This window comes from Rhizobium leguminosarum (genome assembly GCF_019798305.1).
GTDB lineage: Bacteria > Pseudomonadota > Alphaproteobacteria > Rhizobiales > Rhizobiaceae > Rhizobium > Rhizobium leguminosarum_U.
The window spans coordinates 223,114-250,083 of the sequence record NZ_JAAXDD010000011.1 but is presented as its reverse complement, the minus strand read 5'-3'; the positions used below and the strand labels follow the sequence as shown (position 1 = coordinate 250,083).

Genomic DNA, 26,970 nt, shown 5'->3' with positions numbered 1-26,970 from the left:
CATGACATGACCGCGACGGTCGCGCATGACATGGAGACCACGGCCTTAGTGCCGCCACAGAATTCGGCCCAATCACGCTTGTACAACGAGCGGATAGCGACGAAATGAGATTACTGGTTCTTGTGGTCACGGCGGCGCTCTTGCTAACGGCCTTTGCGGCGAGAGCACAGGTTTACGGACCTTATGATGGGTATGACGATTATGGTGGCTATGGCTATGACGATCCATACAGCCCCTACCCACCGATCCCAGACTATGAGCCAGTTCCTCGCCATCGTGACTACCTCCCCGATCGCGGGCAACTGCTAAGACAAAGCGCGAGAGGCACGATCTTAATAGTCACCAGTCAGCATACGCTCTACTACACGACCCCATGGGGCGAGCAGTACGCGTATCCGATCGCCGTCGGTCGTGAAGGCAAGCAATGGTTCGGCTCCACGAGGGTCATATCCAAGAAGGAGCATCCTGAATGGAGGCCGACGGCGAGCATGCGCCAGAAGAACCCGAAGCTCCCGACAGTCGTAAGGCCCGGCCCCTCCAATCCACTCGGAACGCGGGCCATCTATCTTGCCGATGGACTGCTACGCATTCACGGCACCAACGACCCCTCATCCATCGGCACCAACGCATCGAGCGGGTGCTTTCGGATGTATCGTCAAGACGTCGAGGAACTTTACGAATTGGTCCAGCCCGGAACTCACGTCATCGTCCGACGATGAGCCTTGGCCGACAAGAACGCCCGCGACTGCGGTGGTCTGAAGCATTCGTCGCCCATCAATGCGCAACCTGGTCTGGAGACGCGGCGGTTGCGGCTGTGTAAGCCGAACCCTGCCCGCGGCAAGCGGGCGCCATTCATGCTGTGCGCCCGCGTGCCGGCTGTTCAACGGTTTCTACAAACGCCTGCAATTCACGCTCATCGAGAGTTTCGTTCTCAAGGAGAAGCCTTGCGGACCGATCCAGTATCTCTCGTCGCTGCCCGAGGAGCGCCACCGTTCCATCGAAGACATGGTCGACGATCCGGCGGATCTTCTCGCATCTGCCGTGTTAGGCCTAATAACGCGTCATTTGATCTTGGGCTTTCACGGCGTTCGCAGATCAAAACTCCTCGTTGATCCCGCCACGCCAAGCGGTCAACACAACGAGAACTAAGAGAGCAAAAAACTCTTCAGCCTTCATGACCGGAATGATATGTAGTTTTTTGCTGGAGCTTGAATAGTGGGGTGCACTTATCAGGTGAGGCAACTTAAAGGCGGTACATTTTCTTTCGATGGGGCAGCATTTCTGTCGAAACTAAGCTTGTCAGAGATATGCGAGAAAATTCCTGCAATCGTTTGGACAACGGACGAGGCCGGCTTGACTATTTGTGGCAACAGCCGCTTCAGAGCATTTTTCGGCTCAGAAGGTCATGCGTCCGATGGACTTAACGCATTGCATCCAGATGATGCGATCACACTGCCTGTTAAAATCCTGAACGCTCGTAGAGAAGGATTAGACGTAAAAACCGATGTGCGGCTTCGACGGTTGAGCGGTGAGTATTGCTGGTTTGCGTTGTCGGCCTCGACGTGGGGCGACGGTACCGCTCTCAAATATTGTTGGGTTGCTGTCGAACGCAACAAGCGTGTTGGCGACAATTTCATCATGCAAAGGGTCGACAATTCATGGCAGGCCGGCCATCTCATTGCCAGTGAGACCGAGATACTCGAAATGGTCGCGAGAGGGACGGCGACAGCGGAGGTTTTCGACAAGGTCTGCCGTCTCGTCGAGGAACTAATCGACGATTGCTTTTGCTGCATTCTGGAGCTGTCGCTGGATCGCCGACATTTCCGTTTTGGTGCAGCACCTAGGCTGCCGGGTGAATTCAAGGGTGTTTTCGATGGAAGTGAGGTCGCCGCCGGACTCGGACCTTGTGGCCTTGCTGCAACCAGCCGGCGTCCCGTGGAGGTTGTCGACTGTGCTTCTGACGCGCTGGCAGGATCCGCCGAGGGGAGGCTCATGCTCCTCAACGGCTTCAATGTCTGCCACGCCAAGCCAATACTTTCTCCGTATGGAAACACGGCCGGTGTCTTCACCATATATCGTCAGCGATATGCCGCCTTCTCACTATTTGAGCAACAGGTGGTCGATCGAGCGACAAACATCATCGGTATCTCGATCGATAGAACCCGTCACGAAGAAGCTTTGGTGAGGCGGGAGACCCAGGTTCGCAGGAGTCAAGCTCAGCTTCTTGCTGCCCAACGCATCAGCTCGACAGGAAGCTTCACGTTCGACATCCAGAAAAATGAATGCGTTTGGTCTGAAGAACTGTACCGGATATTCGATATCGACCCGTCCCTCGAACCCGACATCCACGACGTTCGGAAGCGAGTCTATCGCGACGATCTCGAAAAGTTCAACGGGGAATTACAGCGCGCGCTTTCTGGGCAAAGCATTGACGTCACATTCAGGATCGTGACTTCACACGCCGCTCTCAAATTCCTAAGAGGGTTGGCAAAGATTTCCTATCACGTCGGTGATAATCCGGTTTTGGTGGGGACCGTTCAGGACATTACTGATTTCAAAAACGCACAGGAAGCACTTCAGCGCGGAGAGGAAGCTCTAGTCAAAGCCCGCGAAGACTTGGCCTACGTCTCGCGCGTCATGACGATGAGCGCGCTGACAGCATCGATCGCACATGAGGTCAGCCAGCCATTGGCTGGGATTCTCACCAACGCCAATGCATGTCTGCGCCTGCTGGCCCTCAGCCCCCCCAATATTCAAGCCGCCTCCGAAACTGCGCGAAGGACCATTCGCGATACGATGCGCGCTACGGAGATAATCAAGCGGCTCCGGGCAATGTTCGCGCGCCAACCGTCTACAATGGAGTATACCGACCTAAACGACCTTGCCCGCGAGGTCATCATTTTGTCTGCAAGAGATATGCATCAGAAATCGATCAGTGTGACCGCTCAACTAGAGCCAAAAGCACTTCTGATCATGGGGGATCGCGTCCAGTTGCAACAAGTCATCCTAAACATGCTGTTGAACGCGAGGGACGCAATGGGCGATATCGAAAGCCGACCAAGAATGCTGACCGTGAGCACCCACGTGGACACTGAAGAATCGGCAGTCTTGTCGATTACCGATGTGGGCATAGGATTTCCGCTGGAGAATGCTGACCAGATGTTCGAAGCTTTCTTCACCACAAAGCAGGACGGCATGGGAATCGGTCTCGCTATCAGCCGCTCGATCATCGAAAACCACGGTGGCATAATGTGGGCCGAACCGAACGACGGGCCGGGTGCGACCGTCGCGTTTTCGATACCACTTCGGAGCGCACCCCAATGAGGTTCCAGTTCGATAGGATTACCACCCCGGCCAAACGGTGTTTTCACACCACGCGCCATGCCTGGCGGACAAACGCACAAGCCGCAGGTGGTCACCGGCGGCCCGCAGGTTTTGTGGATTGATCTGAGGTCACACGTTTCCCTCAGCCTTCTTCTTCCGATACCGAACTGTCGGAAGGCCGCCCCAGCCCCAGTTGTCCAGGTCGATTTCCTCGATCACCACATAAGTCGATTCCAGTGGCTTGTTGAGGACGTCGAGCATGACCTGACTGACGCCGGCGATGATTGCGGCTTTCTCTTCGGCGGTAACCGAGCTGCGATCAGGTGCCGTGCCTTCACGGGTTATCTGTACGGTCACTATGGGCATTTCGTAATCTCCTCGTTCAAAGATCTCGACCGATCTGCTAGGCGGCCATTGCCGCAAGGTGCTTCTCAAGTTCATCGACATGCGCATATCCAGCGCCGACCCTTCGAAGAGTTCCACCCTTCTTAAGGAACAGCGTGGGGAAGCTCGAAACGCCCATGGCACGAGACGTCGCGAAGTCTGTCGCGGCCTCATCGATGGTGCTCCGCTTCTTGTAGGTCTCGAGAAATTCGTCAACGCTGACGGGATGACCAAGTTCCTCAAGAGCGCGGGATCCGACTTCCGCCAAGACCAGGCCGATCGTAGTGTCGAACGCATCGACGTAGAAGGCGTGTTGGAATGCACGGAAGACCTTCAGAAGATCCGCTTCCGGACGGAGGATCCGGGCGGTCACTACCGCACGGCATACGGGCTCGGTGTCATAGACGAAGCCGGTTCTTGCAAGCAGGCCTTCTCGGTTGAACGATACGCCGCTGGCTTTCTCGACCTTCGCCCAATGATGTAGTCTGAACTGCTTGCCCGCGTCGTCAAGAACGTCGGTCGCGCCCGCCCGGAGTCCACCGAGGACGATCTTCAACGAGGCGTCCGGACGCCGCTCGAGCAGCAGCTCCATTTGCTTGCCGAACCCATAACACCACGAGCACATGGGATCTGCGGCTAGTACAAGTTCCATTTTCTTTCCTTTCACTCGCTTGCAGGGCGCGGGGCGTAGCCACGCCACGAGCCCGCGTCCTGTCGAGGCCTACTAGCGGCCGGCGTTCTGGCCACCATCGACGTGTAGGATCTCTCCCGTGACGAAGCTTGCGCTCTCGAGGTAGATCACGGCGTCGACGATGTCGCTGATCTCGCCCATGTGCCCGACCGGATGCAGAGCGGACAGGAACTCGTGAGTCTCGGGAGCGTGCATCGGGGTCTTGATGACGCCAGGAGACACGGCGTTTACGCGGACGCCCGTCTTGGCGAACTCGATGGCCAGTTCCTTCGTGACGGCGTTCAGACCGCCCTTGGTGAGCGAAGCGAGGGCCGTCGGAACGCTCGACACCGGCTGGTCTACGAGGCTCGTCGTGATGCTGACGATGTGTCCGGAACCTTGCTTGAGCATTTCCCTCGCAGCCCGCTGCGTGATGTGGAAGAAGCCCGAAACGTTCACGCCGAAGTTCAGGTCGTAGTCTTCCTGCGTGAAGTCGACGAAGGGCTTTGCGGTGAATACGCCCGCGTTGTTGACCAACGTGTCTATCCGGCCGAAGCGTTGAATCGCCTCGCGCACGACGCGCTCTGCGGTCTCGGAATTGGAGATGTCGCCCGCCACGGCATGCACGCCGTCGTCCGACCCCTGTTTGATCGAACGGGAGGTGGCGACGACGCGATAGTTCCGCTCACGATAGGCGCGGACCAGACCCGCGCCGATGCCCTGAGACGCACCGGTGATGATGGCGACCTTCTGCTGATTGCTCATGATATTACATCCTTTCAATTGCAGCGGTCCTTGTCCGGGCCGCCCTACGCCCTCGGCGTCGGTGCAATTGATTTAAGCGCTCACGATCATCGGGAGAATTACTGAGAAGCGGTATTCACTCCACCGTTTTTCGGGATAATCTCTTGTCGCTCGTACCGATCGGCGCTCACCCAAGATTCCGATCGTATCCGAGGACGGACGTTTCGGGCGTTTCGTCGGACGATATCGGTTCTGAACCCCCTCGGTAGCATCAGGCTGCCGCCGGGATCGTGCCAGAAAGTTCTATGAAAGCCTGGGCTGGCGGCGGACATGGACCGCGCCACGGCCGACGACTATCGCATCGTCCAGTTAACCCAGCCCGGCTCCGGAAGCACTGTATTGTTCGGCCAGGACATCACCAGTGCGCCCGGCTCCACCCAAGGTATGCATTTCGTGGTGTCCGACGTCCTTGCCGCGCGCGACGCCCTGATAGGGCGCGGGGCGATGGGTGCTCGCGTCCGGCCATTCAGATCGGCGGGAGAAGGCGACGGAGGTTTTCCCTATCTGTTACTCCACTCTGGAACCACCGTAGCAGGCGCCTGGCCGTGTCCTCGGTTTCGGCGCCTTGTGTCTCGCATCGTCGGCTTTCGCAGTACTCCCTGACCAGGCCGCGTATCATCGCTACATCCTCCGGCCACAGTAGCGCCCCGCACATGTCAACCTCCCGATTCATCGGTTTTGCCCTTGGTTCAGGATATCAAATCGAGTCCCTCGAATTGCAGACCGCCCAAGCGGGGGAGCAGGTCGCCGTAGACTTCCCTGCGGGGGAGCCCGTCGACTGAACGGGCACCCAGACCCGGACCGGTGCCGTCGATTGCCTCATCGAAACCAACGCGCCGACAAGACCCGCCATCGCGAGAAGGAATACGACGCCGGGAAAAATGGTGCCCTTCGGCTCGTCGTCTTTGTAACTCATCGTCATCTCCTGAAGCGTTGTCGGCACACCGCCGCGGTCAGGAAATCAATATGTCGAACCGTAAACCGTGGCTGTTGCACCTAGGTATCGACGATACCTTCGTATGCCCGACACCTTAGTCCACTAGCGGATCCGACCCGCCAGTCTCAAACTTCGCTGGCCAACGCCACTCTCGAGGATCTCGAGCGGCAGCCATTCATCGTCTATGACCGGAGAAGCAGTCATGCCCAATCTTGAAACTGGAAACCTCACACGTCGGTCCCTCGGCGGGGTCGCTCTTGGGCTGACGGTCGCCGGAATCCTTGCAGGACGCACCGCGGGAGCGGATCAGGGGAAAAAAGCCGTTCGCCAGAACAGCCATGGTCTGGTCGCCGACGGACGCATCGACGCCGGAGACCTCAATGTAGGATACGCCGACCTAGGTCCCCCCAATGGGTCACCAGTCATCCTTTTTCATGGCTGGCCCTACGACATCAACGCCTTCGCCGAGGTGGCCCCGTTGCTGGCCGACCAGGGTCATCGCGTGATCGTACCGCATCTGCGCGGATACGGCAGCACGACGTTCCTGTCCGACAGCACCATGCGCAACGGCCAGCAATCGGCTCTTGCCGTCGACGCTGTCAAGTTGATGGATGCTCTGAAGATCGACAAGGCCACCCTGGCGGGGTTCGACTGGGGTGCGCGCACCGCCGATATCGTCGCCGCGCTGTGGCCGGAACGATGCAAAGGCCTAGTGTCCGTCAGCGGCTATTTGATCGGAAACCAGACTGCTGGAAAGGCGCCCCTGCCGCCCTCCGCGGAGCTTCAGTGGTGGTACCAGTTCTACTTCGCGACGGACCGCGGCCGCGACGGCTATGAAAAATACACGAACGACTTCGCCAAGCTAATCTGGCAGCTCGCCTCCCCGCATTGGAAGTTCGACGACCCGACGTTCGAACGGAGCGCCGCAGCGTTTGCCAATCCCGACCACGTCGCGATCGTCGTCCATAACTATCGCTGGCGGCTTGGTCTGACGGAAGGCGAGACGCGGTTCGACGAGTTCGAAACCAAGCTCGCTTCCGCTCCCGAAATCCACGTTCCCACGATCACGATGGAAGGTGACGCAAACGGAGCCCCCCATCCGGATCCGAAGGCCTACGCCGGGAAGTTCAAAGGGAAGTACGAACACCGTCTGGTAACTGGCGGAGTTGGCCACAACCTCCCGCAGGAAGCCCCCGAGACCTTCGCCAAGGCGGTACGGGATGTCGATTCCTGGGCTTGAAAGATCAGGAATGATCAACCAACGCTCTGTCGCCGCTGCACGATTATCGAATATTTCGATGATATCCATCATAAAAAACAGGCTGGCGCCGCGCTCGCCAGCCGTGTGATGGGTGGCGTGTTTTCGTCAGCGTCGCTCGACTACGCAGGCGCCTTTGCTTTCGTCGCCTCAAAAGGATTGATCATTGGAAATCGGTATCGATAGTTTCGCAATGCTCCTGACCGACCCGGCGACAGGTCGGTTTCAGTCGGCCCTCGATCGCATGGAGAGCGTGCTCGCCGAAGTCGAGTTGGCGGATCAAGTCGGACTCGATGTCTTCGGAATGGGTGAACATCACCGAGAGAACGCGCTTGATTCCGCGCCTGCGGTGATCCTTGCCGCTGCTGCCGCGCGCACGAAGTCTATCAGGCTGACGAGCGCCGTCGCCGTCCTGAGCGCCGCCGACCCCGTGCGGCTCTTCCAGGAGTTCGCCACACTGGATCTGATTTCCCGCGGACGCGCGGAAATCGTGGTTGGTCGCGGCTCCTCCGTGGAGGCCTACCCATTGTTCGGATTCGACCTGCGGGACTACAATGCGCTCTTTGCGGAGAAGCTGGACCTGTTGCTGAAGATCAGAGCGCAGCCCAACATTAAGTGGACGGGCCGTTTCCGCCCTGCGATCAATGGCGAGGGTGTTTTTCCCCGCCCGCACCAGCCAGTCTTGCCCATCTGGCTGGGCGTCGGCGGGACGCCCGAATCCTTCGTCCGCGCCGGAACGCTCGGACTACCACTGATGGTCGCCATCATCGGCGGAAGTTTCGAGCGTTTCCTGCCCTTGGTCGAACTCTATCGTCGCGCATGGCTCGCCGCCGGTCATCCGGCAAAGAACCAGAGGATCGGCGTGCACGCTCTTGGCTTTGTTGGGGACACCGACAACGCTGCCAAGGAAGCGTTCTTCCCCGGCTGGTTCCAGATGTTCACGGACGCCGGAAGGGAGCGCGGCTGGCCGCCACCGACGCAAACTCAGTTCGAGCATATGTGCGGGCCGGACGGCGCGTTTCTGGTCGGCAGCCCGCAAACTGTGGCTGCGAAGATATCGCATGTTAACAGGTCGTTAGGAGGGATCTCTCGCATCACCTTCCAGATGAGCACCGCCGCCCTCGAAGCGAAAGCGATGCGACGTTCGATCGAACTGCTGGGAACCGGCGTTGCGCCTTTGGCGCGGGGTGAACTTCGCAACTAGCGGGAGCACCTCTGCTGTGGGCGCCGGCAGCGGCCGACGCCCATTCGCTTTATCCGAAGATCAATCTTTGGTAGTCAGCCAGCATTTTCGGATCCTCGACCGACCCGTGATGGTGTAGCTGTCGCCAGCCGCCGTCTCTGCGCACGAACCACCGGGGCGTCCGGAAGGCGACGTCCAGCGTCTCCTCTGCCGTCCTGCACACACCGCGTTCGCGACCGACGAACAGATGCCAGTCGTCGGCGCCCTGGCTCGTGAAGTCGTGGAAGGTCACGTGAACCTTCGCCTGACCTTTGAAGAGCTTCGAATACCCGTCGACGATCTGGTCCCATCCGCGGCGGATGCCACCGATAGGGTTGTCCATGCTGGGCTCCGAACCGCCGAGCCAGACCTCTTCCAACCCCGCCAGATCGCCAGCGTTGAAGGCCCGGTAGAATTCGATCAACGCATCCAGGGAGCTTCCATCGCCCCGCTTTCTCTCGCCGCCGTTCACTTCTGTGAGATGCCGGTTCATTGGTATTCTCCTCGTACGTTGCTCGAAGGTTGCCTGACTTAACGTTGCGAGAGCATGTAACCCTCGTCGGGCTGGCCAGACCTGATACTGCCCGTCTTCACCCCCGGCAGCATGCTGAAGAGAGAGACCAGGGCTTCTATTGTACGATAGTGTCGTCGGTATCTTTACAGATGCGCGGGCGATCGCATCGGGGAGATCGAGGCGCGTGACCCTTCAAGTTTGACGGGCCGGCCGTCCTACCCTTCTGGCGCTCCGCTCGCCCGGAAAAAGCAGGATCATGAGCACGTATATCGTCGCGCCCGCCACCAGTGCGATACTGGCAACGGCGAGAGCAAGATCGAACCCCGCATCGACGTCGGCCACGCGACCCATGATCGCTCCGACAGTCGGCGGCCCCAGGATCTGCCCGATGGCGAACACCGCCGTCAGCAGCCCCATGTAGCGAGAGTGGTGGCTCGATCTGATCCGTCTTACTTCATTCATCGCGAAGAAGCTGATCGCGGTAAACGGCAGGCCGACGAGGATGCTGCTAATGGCAAGACCGAAAGCGCCGTGCCATACGACTGACAGTGCAACTCCCACCGCCTGCACTAAGTACGCGCCGGTAAGATGAAGCCTTACGTCGGCGCCGTGCTTCACGCGTGCCGCCAGCAACGATCCGACGACAGCCGCCAGTCCGAGAAGTGGCCAGAAGACCGTGAGGAGAGGCGAGCCAGGGATGCTGTTCTTCGCGATCACCGGGAGATACGTTGCCGTGACGATGTAGCCGAAGCCCGCCAGCCCGTAGGCGATCGCGAACAAAGGCATTTCCGATTTCGGCACCTTGCCGGAGGCGCTTGTCGGTGCACCGACCGAATAGGCGTCGGACGGTTTCGAGCTCTTCCCGAAGGTTTTCCAGATAATCCCGCTGATGATGGCGGAGATCGCCGCGAATACCAGCCAGGCCGAGCTGCCGGACAGCCCGAGCACGGTCATCCCGCTGGCGGTCAGTCCGGATACTGCGATGCCCGCGCCGGGCCCGGTGAATATGGCGCTTCCGATCGAGCTGCCGGTTCCCGAAAGCTGGGCAAGACACCATCCGGAGGTGAAGACGAATCCGACCGCGGAAGCCACGCCCGCCAGGAACCGAAGAGCGACCCAGGCCTCGGCATAGGGTGCAGACATGAGAGCCGTGAGCAGGATTGTGGAAACCAGTGTCAGGCGGATGACGAAGGTGTGGTCCCATCTTCTGGGTACTGCCATCGCAGCCACAGCACCGACCAAGTAGCCGACGTAGTTCGCGGTGGCGAGTTCTCCGGCTCGCGAAAGGTCGAGCACGCCGTCGTGCAGCATCATCGGCAGGATCGGAGTGAAGGCGAACCGACCAACGCCCATGGCGATGGCGAGCGACGCTGATCCTGCGAGCACGACCACATAGGGACTCGGGCTGTGTTTAGACATCACGCTGTCCTTCGTTTAGTTGGAAATTATAACGACACGACTGAGAGAGGCGCGCGCCATCGAGCCTCGACATAGTGGTGGCCGACGTATGCGTGAACGGTTGGCCGGCGGCAGGCTGTCCGCCGCAATCCGCAACGATCGGCGAAGATGCCGTTACGTGGTACTGCGGCGTGCGATGACGTCCAACGCCGATTGATAGAGCTCGCGCGTCAGTTCCTCGGCCCCAACCCTTAAGGCGAGACCGGCGGCCTGACCCGACCAGAGGTTCGTGAAATCGTATCGCGACTCCGCCTCGGCCATCGCTCTGATAGGAACGAGAGCTCCTCCGGCAGTTGGAAATGCCGGCACGCTTTGCGAAATCGGTCCTAGCTCGCGCATCAGGCGGTTCACGACGCCCCTCGCCGGACGGCCGGTGAAAACATTCGTTATTGCGGTGCTATCGTCTCGCGCGGAAGCTAGCGCCTCGGCCTGAACTGCGGGAATCCTCGCCTCCGGGCAAAACAGGTATGCCGTCCCAACCTGGACGGCGGAAGCGCCGAGCATCAAAGCGGCGGCGACCCCTCGCCCGTCAGCGATGCCGCCGGCTGCGATGACAGGAACCCGCATGGCGTCGACCACCTGAGGCACAAGCGCCATGGTTCCGACCTGCGTTGTCATGTCCTGCGTCAAAAAGTTTCCACGATGTCCACCGGCTTCGAAACCCATGGCGATGACTGCGTCGACACCGTTGGCCTCGAGCCAGACGGCCTCGGACACGGTCGTCGCGGATGATATGATTTTTGCGCCTGTTGCCTTCACTCGCTGGACCAGTGCCTTTTCGGGCAGCCCGAAATGAAAGCTCACGACCTCGGGCTTCAACTCCTCCACCACCGTGCAAAACGAAGAGTCGAAAGGTGCGCGCCCTGCCGCCGCGATCGGCGCGGCGGGGTCGAGTCCTGCCTCTACGAAATAGGGCGCAAGCAAAGCTCTCCATCGCATCTGGGCAGCCGGGTCGCCCGGCGGTGAAACATGCGAGAAGAAGTTGACGTTGACCGGAGCTTTTGTCGCCGTTCTAATTTCGGTCAATGCATGGCGCAGCGCCTCGACGTTTAACTGTGCGCTTGGGAGAGAACCCAGACCGCCTGCCTTGGCCGCGGCGACGACCATGTCTACCGTCGTCGCGCCGGCCATCGGCGCCTGGATGATGGGAAGCTCGACTCCGAACAGGTCGAGAATTCGGCGATCCGGCCAGCGGGTCACGTGGACTCCTTATCGTGCATGACGTTGCTGGACCGGCGTCGGCCCGCTCATGAGGCGTACGCGCGGGAACCGATTCAATAGATCGCTGTTGGACATTCTCTGATCTCGCTTGTGTGTTGTCGTGCGGCTTATCAGGACGCCAGCGCCGGAACCCCGTAGCGAGCGGCCGGAACATTGCGCGAAAGGTTCGGCATCAGTTTCTGGCGAGCTGCCTCGTAGGCGTTCCAGTCACCAATGTCAGGCACCGAAGGAAGTGTGATCAGCTCGCCCATGTCGAGGCCGGCGAGCGCTGCATCGACAGCGTCTTCCGCCTTCATGACGATCTGGTCGGGCAGACGGTCCAACGAACCTCCCGAAGCTTCCCAGAACGGAGTTTCGACCGCGCCGGGGAGGACTGCCTGGATGCGGATGTTCTTCTCGGCAAGTTCCTTCTGCAGCGAGAACGTCAGGGCGATGACGAATGCTTTCGTCGCGCCGTAAACGCCGTTCAGAATTTCGGGCGCGATGCCCAATGCGGAGGCCATGTTGACAATCGTGCCGTGCTCGCGAGCGACGAAGGACGGCGCGACGGCGTAGACCAGACGGGTCAAGGCTGTGACGTTGATCGCGATCATTCTCTCCATCGCCTCTACGTCGGACATGAGCAACGGCTCGACCGCGCCGACGCCGGCGTTGTTGACAAGCATGGTAATCGAGGTGTCGCCTCGAAGGATTCCTTCGACCTTCAGAAGGTCATCGCGCTGGCCAAGGTCGGCGCGGACGGTTTTCACAATCCGACCGGTCGAACTCGCGATGTCCTTGCTAATCCTGGCGAGCGCATCCTGGCTGCGCGCCACCAGTATCAGGTCATAACCGCGGCGGGCGAGCCTATCGGCATAGAGCGCTCCGATACCCGACGATCCGCCAGTGATCAGCGCAGTGCCTCTCGGAAAGTTTGTCATTGTGGTTCTCCTTGATTGAGGTGCGTTCGGAATGCCGTCAGCGAAGCGTCCTGAACGCCGCACGCAGCTCCGATGAGAAAAGGCCTGGTTGCTCCCAGGCGGCGAAGTGGCCGCCCTTGTCGACTTTGTTGTAGTAGATGAGGTTGTGGTACGCCTTCTCGGCCCAGCTTATGGGCGCCTGATAGATCTCGCCGGGGAACACGGTGATCGCAGCCGGAATCTTGATGTCGACCGCGTTGAAGTTGTTGGCGTTGTTTTCCCAGTACAGGCGCGCGCCCGAGGTGGCGGTTCCGGTGAACCAGTAGAGCGAGATGTCATCGAGCATCTCGTCCTTTGTCAGGGACTTCTCCGGATCGCCTCCGCTATATGTCCAGTCCGCAAACTTGTCGTAGTACCAGGCGGCGAGACCGACGGGCGAATCGGTCAACGCATAGCCCAGCGTCTGCGGCCGCGTCACCATCATCAGGGCGTATCCCGCTCCCTTCGTGTAGAGAGTGTTCATCTGCTCATATGCGGCCTTCTCGTCTGCGGTGAGCCCGGCCGGGGCAGGTTCGCCATTGGCAAGCGCCTTGGCGATATCAGGAGGAACCGTTGCCGGCATGTTGGTGTGGATGCCGAGCAGTCCCTCCGGCGCTTGCGCCGCCATCTTGTCGGATACCACGGCACCCCAGTCGCCGCCCTGCGAGACATAGCGGTTGTAGCCAAGCCGCTTCATCAGCACATGCCAAGCGCGGCCAATGCGGTCCGGCCCCCAGCCGGTCTCGGTCGGAACTTCGGAAAAGCCGTAACCCGGCATGGAAGGAATGACGACGTGGAAGGCATCCTCGGCGGTGCCGCCATGCGCCGTCGGTTCGGTGAGAGGCCCGATCGTCTTGACGAGTTCCAGCACGGAACCCGGCCAGCCATGCGTCATGATCAGTGGCAGCGCGTTTTCGTGCTTGGACTTGACGTGGATGAAGTGGATGTCGAGACCGTCGATCTTGGTCATGAACTGCGCGTGCGCGTTCAGCTTCTTCTCGCCGCTCCGCCAATCGTATTCGGTACCCCAGTAGTCGACGAGTGGCTTCAATTTGAGAAGTTGCGCGCCTTGCGAACGATCAGGAACCGTTTCCTTGCCAGGCCAGCGAGTCGCGCGAATCCTGCGTCGGAGCTCGTCGACCTCCTTCTGTGGGATCGCGCACTTGAAGGGGCGGATCGCATCTCCTCCTGTCGCCGCCCAAACGGGTTTGGGGAGAATGCCGAGGGCCGCGGTCGCGGCCGTTACTGCTAGCAGTTCGCGCCGCGTCGGCGATTGTGCGGTCCTCGTATCAACTTCTGCTGACATGACGTCCTCTGTTTGGATGGAATGATTGGAGTTCGTCATAGAGATCGTCCGGAAAGGCTGCCGATGGTATTGTGCAAAGGTATTGGTGATACCTATGGATCAGTTTGACCAAGCGCCCGAAGGATCGCCATCTTCGACAAATGCGGCGCCGAAGCCGGCCTCGTCCTTCTTGGGGTCACTCCGCCCGGTCCCGCCGGCCCAGTAATCTTCGGGTCGAAAGTGACGGCTGCGGCACCTTATTGCGCACAAGGATTGCACCTAGTCGTCTCGAACATCGAGCTGGCGCACGAGGCGAGCGCGCCACACCCATCCGCAATTCGGCATGATCAATGATTAAGCGAGGCTGCCGGATTCTGCCGCGATACGTTTCAGTTCCGACCGGAGACGCGGCACCGCGAAGTCAATTAATGTTCGGACTTTCGGAACAGTGGCACGGCCCCGAGGGGTCAGGATATGAACTGCCAACGCCGGCGGTTCGGCATGGGGAAGAATGATCCGCAGCCGGCCGTCGCGGACGTAGTCGGCGACGTGATAGGAATAAAGCCGCGTCACACCCATTCCCTCCGCTGCGGACGCTGCGGCCGCTCGGACGCTGTTCACGAGATAACGAGGTGCGAAGTGGACGGTTCTCGGGACGGAAGAACCCTCGGCTGGCGCAAAGCTCCAAGATTCGAGACCAAAATTCGAGAAGGCGATGAGGTCGTGTTTGGCGAGATCGGAAAGCTCATCGATCGCGGGATGGGTTTCTAGGTATTCGGGGGCAGCCACCACCACGCGCCTGACGTCGCCGCCGATGCGGGTGGCGATGTGGGTCGAGTCCGCGAGGTTGCCGATCCGAAGAGCCGCATCCACGCCTTCGTCGACCAGATTCACGAAGCGATCAAGCATCAGAAGCCGAACCGAGACGCCTGGATACTCGCGGAGAAAGCTGTCGAGAATCGGCCGAAGCACTTCCTCGCCAAGAATAGGCGGTGCGGAGATGGTCACCGTCCCCCGAGGAGAGGATCGCTCCGAACCGGCGATCATGTCGGCCTCCTCCAGATCTACCAACACCCTCCGGCAGGCTTCGACGTAGCGCTGGCCGGCCTCGCTTAGTTTCAGGCTCCGTGTCGTACGATGAAGAAGTTCCACGCCGACATGCTGCTCGAGCAGCCCCAAGGCGCGGCTGATCGCCGTTGGAGACCGCTTCAGTCTGCGAGCAGCACCTGCCAGGCTTCCTTCTTCGACCGCCGTGACGAAGACCTTCATTGCGTCGATACGATCCATCAGGGCTCTCTCCAAGCTTTTCACGGACCTCCGCCGGAGCGACCTTGAGCCATGAGACTTAATGATCGGACTGCTTTTAGCGAGGAAGCTATCGTGGACATGAGGTCCCTAGTGGATTTCGGGGTCGTCCTCAATACCAAGCCGTGCGGCCATGTTCACAAGCTCCGCAAGTGACCGAGCGGCCATCTTTCGCATGACCTGGCCGCGATGCGCCTTGACCGTAATCTCGCTGATATTGAGTTCGAAGGCGACTTGTTTGTTCAAAAGACCCTTGACCACGCGCCTCATCACGTCGCGCTCGCGCCCCGTGAGAGAACCGTAACAACGCTGCAGTCGACGTAACTCTTCGCCTTCGCGCAAAAGAGCCTCGCTTCGTGAGAGCGCGGATCGTATGGCTTCCAAAAGCGCGGCGGGGTCGATCGGTTTCGTGAGAAAATCCAATGCGCCGCCTTTAAGAGCTCTGACAGTCATAGGAACGTCTGCGAACCCGGAAACGAATATTATTGGCATCCTTTTCCCGCTGACACTGATCATGCTCTGGAGGTCGAGACCATTCAAACCGGGCATGTTGACATCGAGAACGAGGCAACTCGGCACCGATGTGGGAGGCGCGTCAAGGAAGGACTGCGCCGACTCGAACAAAAGTGGCTGCCAGCCTGCTGAGGTGATCAACAGCTCGAGAGACTCTCTGACCGAGACATCGTCGTCGACTACAAAGACCGTCGGTAACCCGATTGCGTCAAAAGATTTGGCACTAGCATCAATCATTGCTGAAGTTATCCGGTACATGTGCTTCCTCCGCGAAGAAGGCGCCAAAGTCGTCGTGCTAAAAAACGTAACTCCACCGGAACGCAATGTCGACGATAGCGCTTTTACAACCAGGTCTTCGGCGAGCCGCCGAGCGAGAATGCACCGGACTTCCTGGAAGTCCATTGTACAATGGTATCGACGGTCAGACCTGAAGGCAAAATGGATGATCGACCACGCCATCCGGAGTTGCAAACATTTCCGTCTCATCGGCCCGTCTTTACTGGGAGATCAAGCTCGAGTTCTTTGTGGTCAAGAACGTCAAGATACCCGCGCCATCAGCGTCCTTCCAGATGAGATCTGTGCGGCGCCGAGAAGTTGGACGGTATCCGAAGCTGATCGATTTCAACAAGTCGACAAAGGACGGGCGCTTACCGTAGGAACAGGGGAAGGTGTTCTGCGACGAGCGCTTCGTTTGTGGATGAGCGTTTATGGCCTCTCGGTCGCTAAAGTGAAGCTGCCCTCGATGTCGGTTTCGCGCGCTGCCGACGCAGGCTTTTTAACCCATTGCCAACACCATAGTACAATATGCCGACCGCCGCGCACGGTGCATTGTCGTGCGCGACGGGCAAGTGAGCCCAGCGTATTGCGATCGATGATCGTAGTGATACTCCAGCAAAATCGGGCAGTCCTTGTCGAGATGGTATTTCTTAACGAACGAGCTATTTGAAGACATCCGCTTAGCGGGTTTCGGTCCGAGGCGGCCCAGACACGTCAGCGGGTGCTACAAAAAATTGGTTCCGCTCGTCTGCCCCGACTTAACTCGACCCCGCCCGCCTCACCTTGGCTGCGAGAGGATCGGCACGGACTCGATACGCGAAACCAGTCTGCTCGACTTCGAAGCCATGATTACGTTCGGCGGCGAAACCACCGGGGTCAGACGGACGCAGCCGCTCGTTGCCACCGACGACATGATACAGAAAAGCCCGTTTCACATTCGACCGGCTCACTTGCTAGACCGGTTGAGCAACAGGCGTACTTCAAGGGGGCAGCGGCCGGACGCTGCTGGCTGACATGTCCGACTTGCTTCAATCGGCGTCGGAGAACGAAATACTCCGACGCTGCATGGACAATCTGCTGACGATCACAACTCTTCCAGAAATCTGGAGAGGAGAGAGTGCCCTTGACATCTGCAATTCCCTCTTGAACGTTCTGGCCGAGATAGTCGATGTTGATTTTCTTTTCCTAAGAATAATACCGCAGAACGGCCAGCCGAAAGTCGAAATCGCTCGAATCCACCCCGACGGAGGCCTCAGCCATACCGCGGAACTAGGCGGCTTTCTGTCCCAGCTATTGGGCGACGTGGTCTCCGAATGGCCGCAGACTGCGAAGCTACGGTGTGACAACGCCGACTACGTTACCGTTCAACAGCCCCTCGGCATCCATCGTTGCATCGGCGTGCTCGTAGCGGGGACCCGCAAGTCTTCCTTTCCGAGCGAGCAGGACAGACTCATTCTTCATGTTGCCGCGAATCAGGCCGCCGGCGCTCTGAACGAAGTACTTCGGCTTGGTGAGGACGCTTCAGGAGCGGCCGTAAAGGCGCACAACAGGATTGTTGACGCGATCCCGGTAATGGCGTGGTCCACGCTTCCAGATGGTAGTGCGGATTTCTTCAACGAGCACTTCCTGTCATACCTCGGAGTTACGACCGAGCAAGCGTCCGGATGGGGATGGGCCGCGGCCCTTCATCCCGATGACGCGGAAAGTCTGAAGGCGGTGTGGATTGAAATGTTGGCATCGGGACGAGCAGGCGAGGCCGAGGCCCGCCTACGCCGATGGGACGGGGAATACAGGTGGTTCCTCTTCCGCGCGAATCCTCTTTTCACGGACGATGCTTCCATTGTTCGGTGGTACGGAACCAATACCGACATTGACGATCGCAAGCGTGCTGAAGAGGACTTGCGGCGCAGCGCGGCGTTCCTGGCACAGGGCCAACGGCTGACAGAAACAGGAAGCGTATGGTGGAGGCCAGCGACGGAGGAAATCCTCTGGTCCGACGAGGCCTACCGCGTGGCGGGCTATCCCACCACACAAACTCCCACCGTTGATTTGATGCTCGGCCGTTGCTATCCAGAAGATCTGCCGCTGGTAAGCAGTCTAGTCATGCGGGCCATGCAGGATGGCGAGGACATGGAACTTGAGCATCGGCTGCTCATGCCCGACGGGAAAGTGAAATACGTTCACGTCGTCCTGCAGAACATTGGATCGGATCGGGCCGATCCAGAGTTCATCGGCGCCGTTTCCGACATAACCGACCGGAAGATCGCCGAGGAGCGGCTCCGGCGAAGCGAGGTCCTGTTGGCAGAAGGGCAGCGGATTAGTCGTACGGGGACGTTTTCGTGGAAAGTCGATACTGACGAAATTACCTTCTCCGAGGAACTCAATAGGATATTCGGATTCGAACCCGAGACGGTGGTCGACTTCAACAAGATCACGGAGAGGGTTTTTGAAGAGGATCTTCCCCTACTGTCCAAAAAGATGGCCGACGTTCGGCAGGGAGCAGACAATCCGGACTACGAAATCAGGCTGTTTGTAGACGGCCAAGTCAAATATGTCAGGGTGGTCGGTCGAATTGTTCGACTTTTGGACGACACCACCGAATGTATAGGAGCAATCCAGGACGTTTCGGCACAGCGTGTGGCCGAGCTTGCGCGGGACAAGCTGCGCACCGAACTGGCGCAACTCGCGAGGGTCATGAGCCTGGGCAGGATGGCAGCGTCCATTGCGCACGAAGTCAACCAGCCACTGTCTGGAATTATTACTAATGCCAACACATCTCTTCGCATGCTGTCCACGACTCCGCCCAACATCCAAGGAGCGATTGAGACGGCGAGACGAACTATTCGCGACGCCAACCGTGCCGCTGAAGTGATTGCGCGGCTGAGGAGATTATTCAGACGAGGCGTTACCGCCGTTGAACCGGTAGACCTCAACGACGCGGCTCGGGAGGTCATCAGCCTTCTTTCGAACGATCTGCAACGCGGACGGATCTCTCTAGATGTGAAACTTTCGGCGGCACTGCCCCTTGTCGCAGGAGACCGGGTACAACTTCAGCAGGTCATAATGAACTTCCTACGCAATTCGATCGATGCCATGGCCGGCGTCCATGAAGCATCGCGAAACATCGTCGTGCGCACAGCACCAGTGGGCATTAAAGAGGTGCACTTAACAGTGGAGGACACCGGCGCAGGTCTCGGAACCAGCGACATTGCAAGGCTGTTCGACGAGTTCCATACGACAAAACTCGATGGCATTGGGATCGGCCTCTCCGTCAGCCGTTCAATCGTCGAAGGGCACGGCGGGGAAATCTGGGCCGAGCCGAATCCTGCCGGTGGCGCAATCTTCGGATTTTCAATACCGATTCAGGACTCGAGCGATAACCGCGCTGCCGTTGCCGAGGCAGATCATCGATGAAGAAAGCACTCATTTCGATCGTTGACGACGACGAGTCCGTCAGGGAGGCGCTCCCTGACTTGATACGGATATTTGGCTTCGAGGTACGAGCGTTCTCTTCCGCCATCGAGTTCCTGGAATCCGAATGGATGTCGAAAACCGATTGCCTGATACTCGACATCGCAATGCCAGGGATGTCTGGACCTGAACTCCAGGAAGAATTGCTCAGACGTGGTGAAAATATTCCAGTCATATTCATCACGGCGCATAAGGATGAAAATGAACGACTGCCGCTTCTTCAAGGCGGAGCGGTTGCCTGTTTATTCAAGCCATTCAGCGATGTGGCGCTTCAGGAAGCTTTGCAGAAGGTGTTCAGCTAAGGCCTTTCCTCTGCCGTGCGTCAGGTTTGCTGAAATTGATGGGTCATCAGAAGGACTGTAAGCCCACGGTGAAAGACGTCTTGCGATGATGGGCTGCTGACTGCCAGTCCAGTGGGAACACTATCACGTCCGTAGAGCGGCGCCGCCGGCGCCGCAGCAGAAGATTGCCGTGCAGAGGTGCTTGAAATCCCTCAGATCGGAACGTACGCATGACTCGCGAGACCTCCGACGTCTGGTTTTACCCTGTATGTCTGAACGGAAGGATCTCCGAGATTTCAGTTCTCTCCGAATTCGAGTTCTTCGCAACTGTTCCAAAGCCGCAGGCGTCGCCAGACAATCATGGCAGAAACGACCCTGCTGGACCGGCGATTTAACGTTCAAACAGCCGAATTCACCTTTTGGTGGTGAAGCCAATCCCTTTTGCCAGATGTGCGCATCGGGAATTTTGCATCAATCTTGCCATTCGACCGGAGGGACGAAATGGCGAGCAATTATCGTTTGAAAGCGAGTGATACCAGTTGGGCCATAATCGATAATGCAACTGATGCACCGGCCCGACTGGATGGCATACCACTCGCAATAATGGAGGCTGCGGAAGCCCGGCACATGCTTCGTATACTTGATGGCATTGATCAGATCCGGACGACCTCGAAGTGGTGGGCGAATCTCGCCAAAAAGCGGGCGAAGATGATAACCTCGTCGGGCGCTGTGCAGGCGGTGGAATTCAAGCCGTTGCGGCCGTCGAGCAATTGGACTTGAGACAATGAAATCACATCGCTGCGCATAAAAGCGCATGGCCATACTTCCCAGCCTCTGGATGTGGCCATCAACGTCCTATTGCTCCGGCAATCCACATTTACTTTCACCGAATTTTTTTGCGTAATCTGTTTGCCAAAGTGCCCGATAACGCCGTTGGGAGGATGGCAGCGGGCAATTGGGACAAGGAGGATTAGCATGCAGGTCAATCGCCGTTCATTTCTGATGGGTTCAGCCGGTGCGGCCGCCGGCCTCGCTCTCGGCGCCGGAAGCGCCATTCCGGCCTTTGCCGAAGGCGCACAACTGCGCGCCATGTGGTGGGGATCCAACGACCGCGCCAAGCGCACGCTCGAGGTTGCCAAGCTCTATCAGTCGAAAACGCCTGGCGTCACTATCGTCGGAGAATCGCTGTCGGGCGACGGCTACTGGACGAAGCTCGCAACGCAGATGGCTGGCCACTCGATCGCCGACATCTTCCAACTCGAGCCGGGAACGATCTCAGACTATTCGAAGCGCGGCGCCTGCCTGCCGCTCGATGAATTCGTCCCGTCCACGCTGGACGTTCAGTCCTTCGGCGCCGACATGCTGAAACTGACCACCATCGACGGCAAACTCTATGGTGTTGGCCTCGGCCTCAACTCCTTCTCGATGTTCTTCGACACCGTCGAATTCGAAAAGGCAGGCATCCCGTTGCCGACGCCCGATCTCACCTGGGATGAGTACGCCAAGCTCGCCGTCGAACTCGCCAAATCTTCCGGTAAGGGCGGCGGCCCCTATGCGGCGCGCTACGCCTATGTGTTCGATGCCTGGCTGCGCCAGCGCGGCAAAAGCCTCTTTGCGAGGGAGAGCGTTGGGCTGGGCTTCACGGCCGACGATGCCGGGGAATGGTTCGACTACTGGGAGAAACTGCGCAAGGCGGGCGGCACCGTTGCTGCCGACGTGCAATCGCTCGATCAGAACACGATCGACAAGAATTGTTTTGGTCTTGGCAAATCGGCGATCGGCATGGCCTATTCCAACCAGATGATCGGTTATCAGCTAATCATCAAGAACAAGATCGGCATTACAACGCTGCCGCGCGAGAAGAAAGGCGGCCCGTCCGGCCACTATTATCGTCCGGCACTGATCTGGAGCATCGGCGCCACGACCGAGCATCCCGAGGCGGCGGCCAAATTCATTAGCTTCTTTGTCAACGATCCCGAAGCCGGCAAGATTCTGGGTGTCGAACGCGGTGTGCCAATGTCGCCCGCCGTGCGCGAAGCCATCCTGCCGCAGCTCAACCCGACGGAGCAGGAAACGGTCAAATACGTGAACCTGCTCAAGGATCAGGTCGGCGAGTATCCGCCGCCGGTGCCGATGGGAGCAAGCGAGTTCGACCAGCGCGTGCTGCGCCCGATTTGTGACGAACTCGCCTTCGAACGGATTTCGCCCGCCGATGCGGCGACCCGGCTCATCGAAGAGGGTAAGGCAACGATCAAGGGATGATCGGTCGCCCGACATGAGGAGAGGCCCGCAACACCCCGGCGGGCTCTCTGTTTTTCAGGCCTCTGTTTTTCCGGACTATCAGTTGCTGCCCAGGTTTTCGACCACGCGCCAATCCGGCCGGCCAAGATCGAACGGCCATCCTTGCACATCCCGGTCGTTGAAATAGACGACTTCCTGCAGATTCGGGAAGGCGCTCTGCTTCAATGTGGCAGTTTCGATCCACGGCCTGATATAAATGTCGCCGCCTTCATAGCCGAGCTCCGCCACCCAGATCGGCTTTCCGTAACCGGCGACGAGATCCGAGATCATAGCCCTGCTTCAGCGCTTCCGAAAACGTCCGGTGCTCCTTGTAGGCAAGCTCGTCGTAGCGCTGCAGGCCGAAACACAACTTCTGGCCCTGCAGACTGCCCCGTAGCCGACCGCCTCGATCGCTTTGATCGGGAACTTCTCCTGCGGGGCCTTCAGCTCCTGAAGGCAGACGACGTCCGGCCTGGCTTCATCCAGCCATCTCAACAAGACTTCGAGCCGGCCGTTGACGCCGTTGACGTTGTACGTGGCGAGCTTCACCGCCTCAGTGTCGGCTGATTTCCGCCTCGACCTTCTTGCGAGAGTTCCCCGCACTGTTCACGGCCTTCTTGACTGTTTCTTTCGAGACGCCTTCCTTTTTCGCCTCGTAGCGAACCTCGTGATCCTGTCCGCCAGCGACCTTCGCGCGATCCTGAGCGCGACCTCGGGGAGTGGATGCCATCTTCATATCTCCTGATGATATCAATCACCCTGAAACGGGGGCCGATTCAAGAAGTTCCCGTGCGACCTCCTCGCCCGGTTCAAGATAGACCCAGTTCGGGGAGAGGCTCCCGCATTGCGGCCTTTGCCAACCGAGGGGCGTCAAGTACAAACAAGATGTACGCGGTGTTTTCCTCGCACATTACCAAGCGCGGTAGGCTGTTCCGACAGCTACCGCGCGAACATTGACGGCAACAAAGCGCCATTGCGGTCATATAGCTACCGGAATTTAATAATTTGCGGCAGCATCCAGTAAGAACTGAAAATTGCTCAAAAAAACCAGCATGACATCCAGCTAGTCCCTGGCGATCCACATGGGAAACGTCTCTCGTTGGTCTCCCGCTCTGACAGCCTCCAGGTAACGCGGCTTCCAAACGTCACCAATGAACATCTCCATCGTGGTGGGCAATTTCGGGCGATCCTCGTGCTCCCCATGGAACCTTACGATGCCATTGTTCAAAGCGTCAGCACTCAGGGTGTCGTCCTGCCATTTCTCCGGCGTCCCGAACCGCGCCAGAAATTCAGCTTCCACGTCTTTGCGGGTCGTCTCGATGTATCGGTACTCCACCGGCCTCTCGATCTCCTTGCCAATGATCACGGCCAGTTCGTTCATCGAGACATCTTCCGAGCCGACTTCGAGATAGACGCGGTGTCTGCCCGTCGGATTGGTCAGTTCCTTCGCTGCCAGCCATGCGATGTCATCAGTCGCCACCCAGGGCATCTTCAAATCAGGTTTGCAGGACCAGGCAATTCGACCGTATTTGGCAACCGGTGCCGTCCACGCCAGCACATCTTCCATGAACCATGCGGCGCGCAGGTGGACCAAATTGATATTGCCGAGTTCGTTGAGCTTTTGGTCCAGATCGTGGAAGCACTCGAAATGGCCCGTCTTCCCCTTCACGTCCGAACCCATGGCCGTCAGACTTACGGCCAGTTTGACGGAGGATTTTTCGAGCGCATCGACAAAGCGCTGGGCAACAGCGGGGTAGTGTCCCTCGATGTTGTTCCAATCGGTCTTCACCATGAGAAAGGCGGCATCCGCATCCTGGAAAAATTGGTCAAGGTCTCCCGCTCCTGTATCAAAGCTTCCCAGGAATGGCTCTGCTCCGAGCTCGATCAGTGCGTCGAGCGCTGGGCCACCTCTCGACAACGCTCTGACCTGATGCCCGGCGCTCAGAAGGGTCCGGGTCAGCTTGGCGCCAACTCGTCCCGTTGCGCCGACGACAGAAATTCGCATAACAGTCTCCTTTCGGTTGTTGATCGCCCGATAGTAGACTATTGCAGTGCGCACGAATTTGGAGATAATGCCAAATGATCTCCAAATCGGGCCAATCCGCAAAGCTGCTGCGTTCCTGCTACGACGACTTCGATCCCGACTGGTTGGATCGCCCGGCCGCCGCCGTCCGTCTGGACTTCAGTGACTATGAAGCTGAAGTGCCCCAGGCCCTGCACGGGGCAGTCACATGCAGGACGGAGAATGGCGTCTGGATTGTCCCACCGGACTGCGGAGTCTGGATACCCGGCGGCGTACCCCATAGCAACCAGGTCACGTCCAACGCACGCCTATCCTATCTGTTCGTTCAACCCGACGCAGCGACGCTGCCGCAGGAGTGCTGCACGTTGTCTGTGTCGCCGATGCTCCGCGAGATGATCCTCCGACTGGCGGAGGTACCGGTCAATTCTGCTCCGGAAGATCATGTCGGCCGTATGGTGCGGGTCTTGCTGGATGAACTCGCTCAAATGCCGGTACAGGGGCTGGACTTACCCGCGTCCAGCCATCCCAAAATCGCCGCGATCACCGCTGCCCTGATGGCGGAGCCGAGCGACCGTCGCACCCTGGTCGATTGGGCGGCACACGTTGCCATGAGCGAGCGATCCCTGAAGCGGCTGATGGTCCAGGAAACGGGACTGACCTTCGGTCGATGGCGGCGGCAACTGCATCTGGTCATCGCATTGCGCGAACTGGCTAGCGGCGCGACGGTCCAGAGGGTGTCGAGCGACTTAGGATACGAATCGGCTACCGCCTTTATCGTAATGTTCAAGAAGGCATTGGGCACAACACCAACACGCTACTTCGCGAGATGATTTGCCGAGTGGCCGAATTCGGCAACGCTGGCCGGCCACGGCTGCGTCCTTCTCAACCCGCGCCATCTCAGGCTGGAAATCGGGATCGAGGGGAGGATAAACTCCGGTAGCGTATTTGTATCCCAAGAAGAAAACGGCGTTTAGCTCAAGTTTCCGCAGTACATGCCTGCAACGACCGCGCCAGCGGCGTAGGACAGAAACTGCTCCCTATTCAGTATTGAATAGGCCTGCGGTTCTGGCCCACTGCCGTCGAACAACTGATCGACAATCCAGCGAAAACCAAAATTGCACTTTTCAAACGGCATCTCCCACGCATTGTATTCTCACCAAGTCTAAACCAACGCCGTAATGGTCCAAACTGGACCTGCCGTTTAGACGCGCCACCAGTGTGCACTCTCGCTTTTAGTCAAAGCTCAGATTGGTCAGGGAGGCATCATTACCGATGACTGCATTGGGCCGGGCGTGATCGAAATCGAACGCTTTTGATTTTCTTCGGAACCATCGTGAATCGGCCTCGTTTGCCGCTCGGAAGGTGGAAACACATGCGCGATGACAAGGAGACATTGCCCGTCGTCGGGGAGGAACTCGTCGTAGGCACGCAGACCGTTACAGACGGCCGCGTCCGCGTCAGCACGCATACGGAAACCATCCGGGATTTCGCCGACGTTGAGCTCGGCGCGAGCGAAGTGGACCTCGAGCGAGTGCCGTTCGGCACGGTCGTTGAAAGGGTTCCTCAGGTTCGGATCGAGGGCGACGTTACCATTGTTCCAATTCTTGAAGAGCGGCTAGTCGTGGAAAAGCGGCTGGTGCTCGTAGAGGAGATCCGAATCACCCGGCGAACTACCTTTCGTACCGAACGCATCGAGGCCGATCTGCGCAGGCAGTCGGCGTCGGTCGAGCGCATCGAAGATGATGAAGCAACCAAGGAGACCTGAAATGGCAAACCTTTATAGCAACACCACGGGTTCAGTTACCTCGAACCCGGCGAACAACACTCTAAGCGCCTTCTTCGACAGTCGCAGCGACGCCGAGAGTGCGGTTGAGCGCCTGAAGAACGCAGGCGTCGCGAACGACGCGATCCGCTTCCTACCCGGCTACGAGGCTAATGGCGACGCCGCGGCGGTTGCGAGCGACGACCGCTCGGGCTTCTGGGCAAAACTCGAAGATTGGCTTTTCCCCGACGAAGACCGCGCCACCTACGCTGAAGGCCTTCGCCGCGGCGGGTTCCTGGTTTCGGTCCAGGTGGACGATGCGACCTATGAAACGGCGCACGACATCCTTGACGACGAGGGATCGATTGACATCGACGAACGTGCCGACTCCTGGCGCAAGGAGGGGTGGGACGCACAGCGCTCGAACGAGGCTTTCGCTACATCGACGTACGACGCCTCCCGGCAGCGTAAATTCGACAACGACCGCGACCGCGTCGTGAAATCGTCTGCAATAGCGCGCGAGGACACGTTCGACGACGGTTCGCGTGATGGGGCCATCCCTGTCGTCGAGGAGAAACTCCGCGTGGGCAAGCGCGACGTCAACCACGGCTCGGTTAGGGTTCGCGCCTATACCGTCGAGACGCCTGTCCGCGAGGACATCAGCCTACGCGACGAGAACGTCGAGATCGAACGTCGCACGGTTGATCGCCCGCTGACCGATGCAGACCGTGCTTTCCAAGATCGGACGATCTCCGCCGAGGAGCATCATGAAGAGGCCGTCGTCTCAAAGGATGCCCGCGTGGTCGAGGAGATCGGCATCCGCAAGACCGCGAGCGATCGTACCGAAACGATCGACGATAGCGTCCGTAAGACTGAAGTCGAAGTCGACGACGGTCGCAGGGGTGGCCAGTCCCAGTCCCAGAGCGCGTCAGGCCAGAGCCAGAGCCAAGGACAGGGCTTCCGCCGCGAGTGAATATCGATTGAAGCATCTTCGAAGCCCGGCCGTAGCGCCGGGCTTTCTCGAGGAATAGATGCGCACTTCTC

The 26,970-nt window shown here is 58.8% G+C and carries 25 protein-coding genes and 2 pseudogenes; 12 read left to right on the top strand and 15 right to left on the bottom strand.

Annotated elements, in window-relative coordinates; genetic code table 11:
- The first annotated feature begins 104 nt into the window (after nucleotides 1-104).
- The 3 genes from HFO99_RS21105 to HFO99_RS21095 all read left to right on the top strand — a co-directional run bounded on the left by HFO99_RS21105 (nucleotide 105) and on the right by HFO99_RS21095 (nucleotide 3,324).
- Complete coding sequence (locus tag HFO99_RS21105; protein ID WP_222363362.1) at nucleotides 105-719, top strand: L,D-transpeptidase; 615 nt, start codon at nucleotides 105-107, stop codon at nucleotides 717-719.
- 58 nt (nucleotides 720-777) lie between these two features.
- Entirely contained in the window at nucleotides 778-1,149 is a 372-nt protein-coding gene (locus HFO99_RS21100) for a hypothetical protein (protein WP_222363419.1), read from the top strand.
- 147 nt (nucleotides 1,150-1,296) lie between these two features.
- Complete coding sequence (locus tag HFO99_RS21095) at nucleotides 1,297-3,324, top strand: ATP-binding protein (protein WP_261323251.1); 2,028 nt, start codon at nucleotides 1,297-1,299, stop codon at nucleotides 3,322-3,324.
- Between the two features lie 129 nt (nucleotides 3,325-3,453).
- Here the strand turns inward: HFO99_RS21095 and HFO99_RS21090 are convergent, their stop codons facing one another.
- The 4 genes from HFO99_RS21090 to HFO99_RS21075 form a co-directional block, all read right to left on the bottom strand.
- Complete coding sequence (locus tag HFO99_RS21090) at nucleotides 3,454-3,690, bottom strand: tautomerase family protein (RefSeq protein ID WP_222363360.1); 237 nt, start codon at nucleotides 3,688-3,690, stop codon at nucleotides 3,454-3,456.
- 37 nt (nucleotides 3,691-3,727) lie between these two features.
- A complete protein-coding gene (locus HFO99_RS21085) occupies nucleotides 3,728-4,300 on the bottom strand; it encodes a DsbA family protein (RefSeq protein WP_261323250.1) in 573 nt (190 codons plus the stop codon).
- 132 nt (nucleotides 4,301-4,432) lie between these two features.
- Nucleotides 4,433-5,143 carry an SDR family NAD(P)-dependent oxidoreductase gene (locus HFO99_RS21080; RefSeq protein WP_025398041.1) on the bottom strand — a complete coding sequence of 237 codons (711 nt, stop codon included), beginning with the start codon at nucleotides 5,141-5,143 and terminating at the stop codon, nucleotides 4,433-4,435.
- 736 nt (nucleotides 5,144-5,879) lie between these two features.
- Nucleotides 5,880-6,098 carry a hypothetical protein gene (locus tag HFO99_RS21075; protein WP_222363358.1) on the bottom strand — a complete coding sequence of 73 codons (219 nt, stop codon included), beginning with the start codon at nucleotides 6,096-6,098 and terminating at the stop codon, nucleotides 5,880-5,882.
- Nucleotides 6,099-6,321: 223 nt separating this feature from the next.
- On the opposite strand from HFO99_RS21075, the gene HFO99_RS21070 reads away from it, so the two are divergent.
- Both HFO99_RS21070 and HFO99_RS21065 read left to right on the top strand, forming a co-directional pair.
- Complete coding sequence (locus HFO99_RS21070) at nucleotides 6,322-7,359, top strand: alpha/beta fold hydrolase (protein WP_222363356.1); 1,038 nt, start codon at nucleotides 6,322-6,324, stop codon at nucleotides 7,357-7,359.
- Between the two features lie 184 nt (nucleotides 7,360-7,543).
- On the top strand, nucleotides 7,544-8,581 hold the full coding sequence (locus HFO99_RS21065; protein WP_222363354.1) for an LLM class flavin-dependent oxidoreductase: 1,038 nt from the start codon (nucleotides 7,544-7,546) through the stop codon (nucleotides 8,579-8,581).
- Between the two features lie 49 nt (nucleotides 8,582-8,630).
- On the opposite strand, the gene HFO99_RS21060 is transcribed toward HFO99_RS21065, so the two are convergent.
- The 7 genes from HFO99_RS21060 to HFO99_RS21030 all read right to left on the bottom strand — a co-directional run bounded on the left by HFO99_RS21060 (nucleotide 8,631) and on the right by HFO99_RS21030 (nucleotide 16,091).
- Entirely contained in the window at nucleotides 8,631-9,092 is a 462-nt protein-coding gene (locus HFO99_RS21060; RefSeq protein WP_222363352.1) for a YybH family protein, read from the bottom strand.
- Nucleotides 9,093-9,305: 213 nt separating this feature from the next.
- On the bottom strand, nucleotides 9,306-10,532 hold the full coding sequence (locus tag HFO99_RS21055) for a YbfB/YjiJ family MFS transporter (protein ID WP_222363350.1): 1,227 nt from the start codon (nucleotides 10,530-10,532) through the stop codon (nucleotides 9,306-9,308).
- Nucleotides 10,533-10,685: 153 nt separating this feature from the next.
- Entirely contained in the window at nucleotides 10,686-11,771 is a 1,086-nt protein-coding gene (locus HFO99_RS21050) for an NAD(P)H-dependent flavin oxidoreductase (RefSeq protein WP_222363348.1), read from the bottom strand.
- A gap of 131 nt (nucleotides 11,772-11,902) precedes the next feature.
- Entirely contained in the window at nucleotides 11,903-12,712 is an 810-nt protein-coding gene (locus tag HFO99_RS21045; RefSeq protein ID WP_222363346.1) for an SDR family NAD(P)-dependent oxidoreductase, read from the bottom strand.
- Between the two features lie 37 nt (nucleotides 12,713-12,749).
- Nucleotides 12,750-14,036, bottom strand: a complete 1,287-nt coding sequence (locus tag HFO99_RS21040) for an epoxide hydrolase family protein (RefSeq protein WP_222363344.1) — start codon at nucleotides 14,034-14,036, stop codon at nucleotides 12,750-12,752.
- Nucleotides 14,037-14,369: 333 nt separating this feature from the next.
- On the bottom strand, nucleotides 14,370-15,302 hold the full coding sequence (locus HFO99_RS21035; protein WP_222363343.1) for a LysR family transcriptional regulator: 933 nt from the start codon (nucleotides 15,300-15,302) through the stop codon (nucleotides 14,370-14,372).
- A gap of 108 nt (nucleotides 15,303-15,410) precedes the next feature.
- A complete protein-coding gene (locus HFO99_RS21030) occupies nucleotides 15,411-16,091 on the bottom strand; it encodes a response regulator transcription factor (RefSeq protein ID WP_222363342.1) in 681 nt (226 codons plus the stop codon).
- Nucleotides 16,092-17,174: 1,083 nt separating this feature from the next.
- Between HFO99_RS21030 and HFO99_RS21025 the strand changes: the two genes are divergently transcribed.
- From HFO99_RS21025 to HFO99_RS21010, 4 genes are all read left to right on the top strand, one after another.
- Complete coding sequence (locus HFO99_RS21025) at nucleotides 17,175-19,523, top strand: PAS domain-containing sensor histidine kinase (RefSeq protein ID WP_261323249.1); 2,349 nt, start codon at nucleotides 17,175-17,177, stop codon at nucleotides 19,521-19,523.
- Nucleotides 19,520-19,882 carry a response regulator gene (locus tag HFO99_RS21020; protein WP_222363340.1) on the top strand — a complete coding sequence of 121 codons (363 nt, stop codon included), beginning with the start codon at nucleotides 19,520-19,522 and terminating at the stop codon, nucleotides 19,880-19,882. Before HFO99_RS21025 ends, HFO99_RS21020 begins: the two co-directional genes overlap by 4 nt.
- A gap of 480 nt (nucleotides 19,883-20,362) precedes the next feature.
- Nucleotides 20,363-20,641, top strand: a complete 279-nt coding sequence (locus HFO99_RS21015) for a hypothetical protein (protein ID WP_222363339.1) — start codon at nucleotides 20,363-20,365, stop codon at nucleotides 20,639-20,641.
- A gap of 195 nt (nucleotides 20,642-20,836) precedes the next feature.
- Nucleotides 20,837-22,123 carry an ABC transporter substrate-binding protein gene (locus HFO99_RS21010; RefSeq protein WP_222363337.1) on the top strand — a complete coding sequence of 429 codons (1,287 nt, stop codon included), beginning with the start codon at nucleotides 20,837-20,839 and terminating at the stop codon, nucleotides 22,121-22,123.
- A 78-nt stretch (nucleotides 22,124-22,201) separates the two neighbouring features.
- Here HFO99_RS21010 and HFO99_RS21005 read toward each other — a convergent pair.
- The 4 genes and pseudogenes from HFO99_RS21005 to HFO99_RS20990 all read right to left on the bottom strand — a co-directional run.
- Nucleotides 22,202-22,505: pseudogene (locus tag HFO99_RS21005) on the bottom strand (glycosyl hydrolase family 5); the annotation flags it as partial.
- Nucleotides 22,506-22,525: 20 nt separating this feature from the next.
- Nucleotides 22,526-22,690 (bottom strand): annotated as a pseudogene (locus HFO99_RS21000) (endonuclease/exonuclease/phosphatase family protein); the annotation flags it as partial.
- A 4-nt stretch (nucleotides 22,691-22,694) separates the two neighbouring features.
- Complete coding sequence (locus HFO99_RS20995) at nucleotides 22,695-22,871, bottom strand: DUF3606 domain-containing protein (RefSeq protein ID WP_222363335.1); 177 nt, start codon at nucleotides 22,869-22,871, stop codon at nucleotides 22,695-22,697.
- A 333-nt stretch (nucleotides 22,872-23,204) separates the two neighbouring features.
- Complete coding sequence (locus tag HFO99_RS20990) at nucleotides 23,205-24,146, bottom strand: NmrA family NAD(P)-binding protein (RefSeq protein WP_222253716.1); 942 nt, start codon at nucleotides 24,144-24,146, stop codon at nucleotides 23,205-23,207.
- Nucleotides 24,147-24,220: 74 nt separating this feature from the next.
- Here HFO99_RS20990 and HFO99_RS20985 point away from each other — a divergent pair, with 74 nt between their 5' ends.
- The 3 genes from HFO99_RS20985 (at nucleotide 24,221) to HFO99_RS20975 (ending at nucleotide 26,899) form a co-directional block, all read left to right on the top strand.
- Entirely contained in the window at nucleotides 24,221-24,994 is a 774-nt protein-coding gene (locus tag HFO99_RS20985) for an AraC family transcriptional regulator (RefSeq protein WP_222363333.1), read from the top strand.
- A 542-nt stretch (nucleotides 24,995-25,536) separates the two neighbouring features.
- The gene (locus HFO99_RS20980; protein WP_222363331.1) at nucleotides 25,537-25,929 is read left to right on the top strand and encodes a DUF2382 domain-containing protein; all 393 of its coding nucleotides are present in this window, start codon (nucleotides 25,537-25,539) and stop codon (nucleotides 25,927-25,929) included.
- A 1-nt stretch (nucleotide 25,930) separates the two neighbouring features.
- On the top strand, nucleotides 25,931-26,899 hold the full coding sequence (locus HFO99_RS20975; protein ID WP_222363329.1) for a YsnF/AvaK domain-containing protein: 969 nt from the start codon (nucleotides 25,931-25,933) through the stop codon (nucleotides 26,897-26,899).
- Nucleotides 26,900-26,970: the final 71 nt, after the last annotated feature.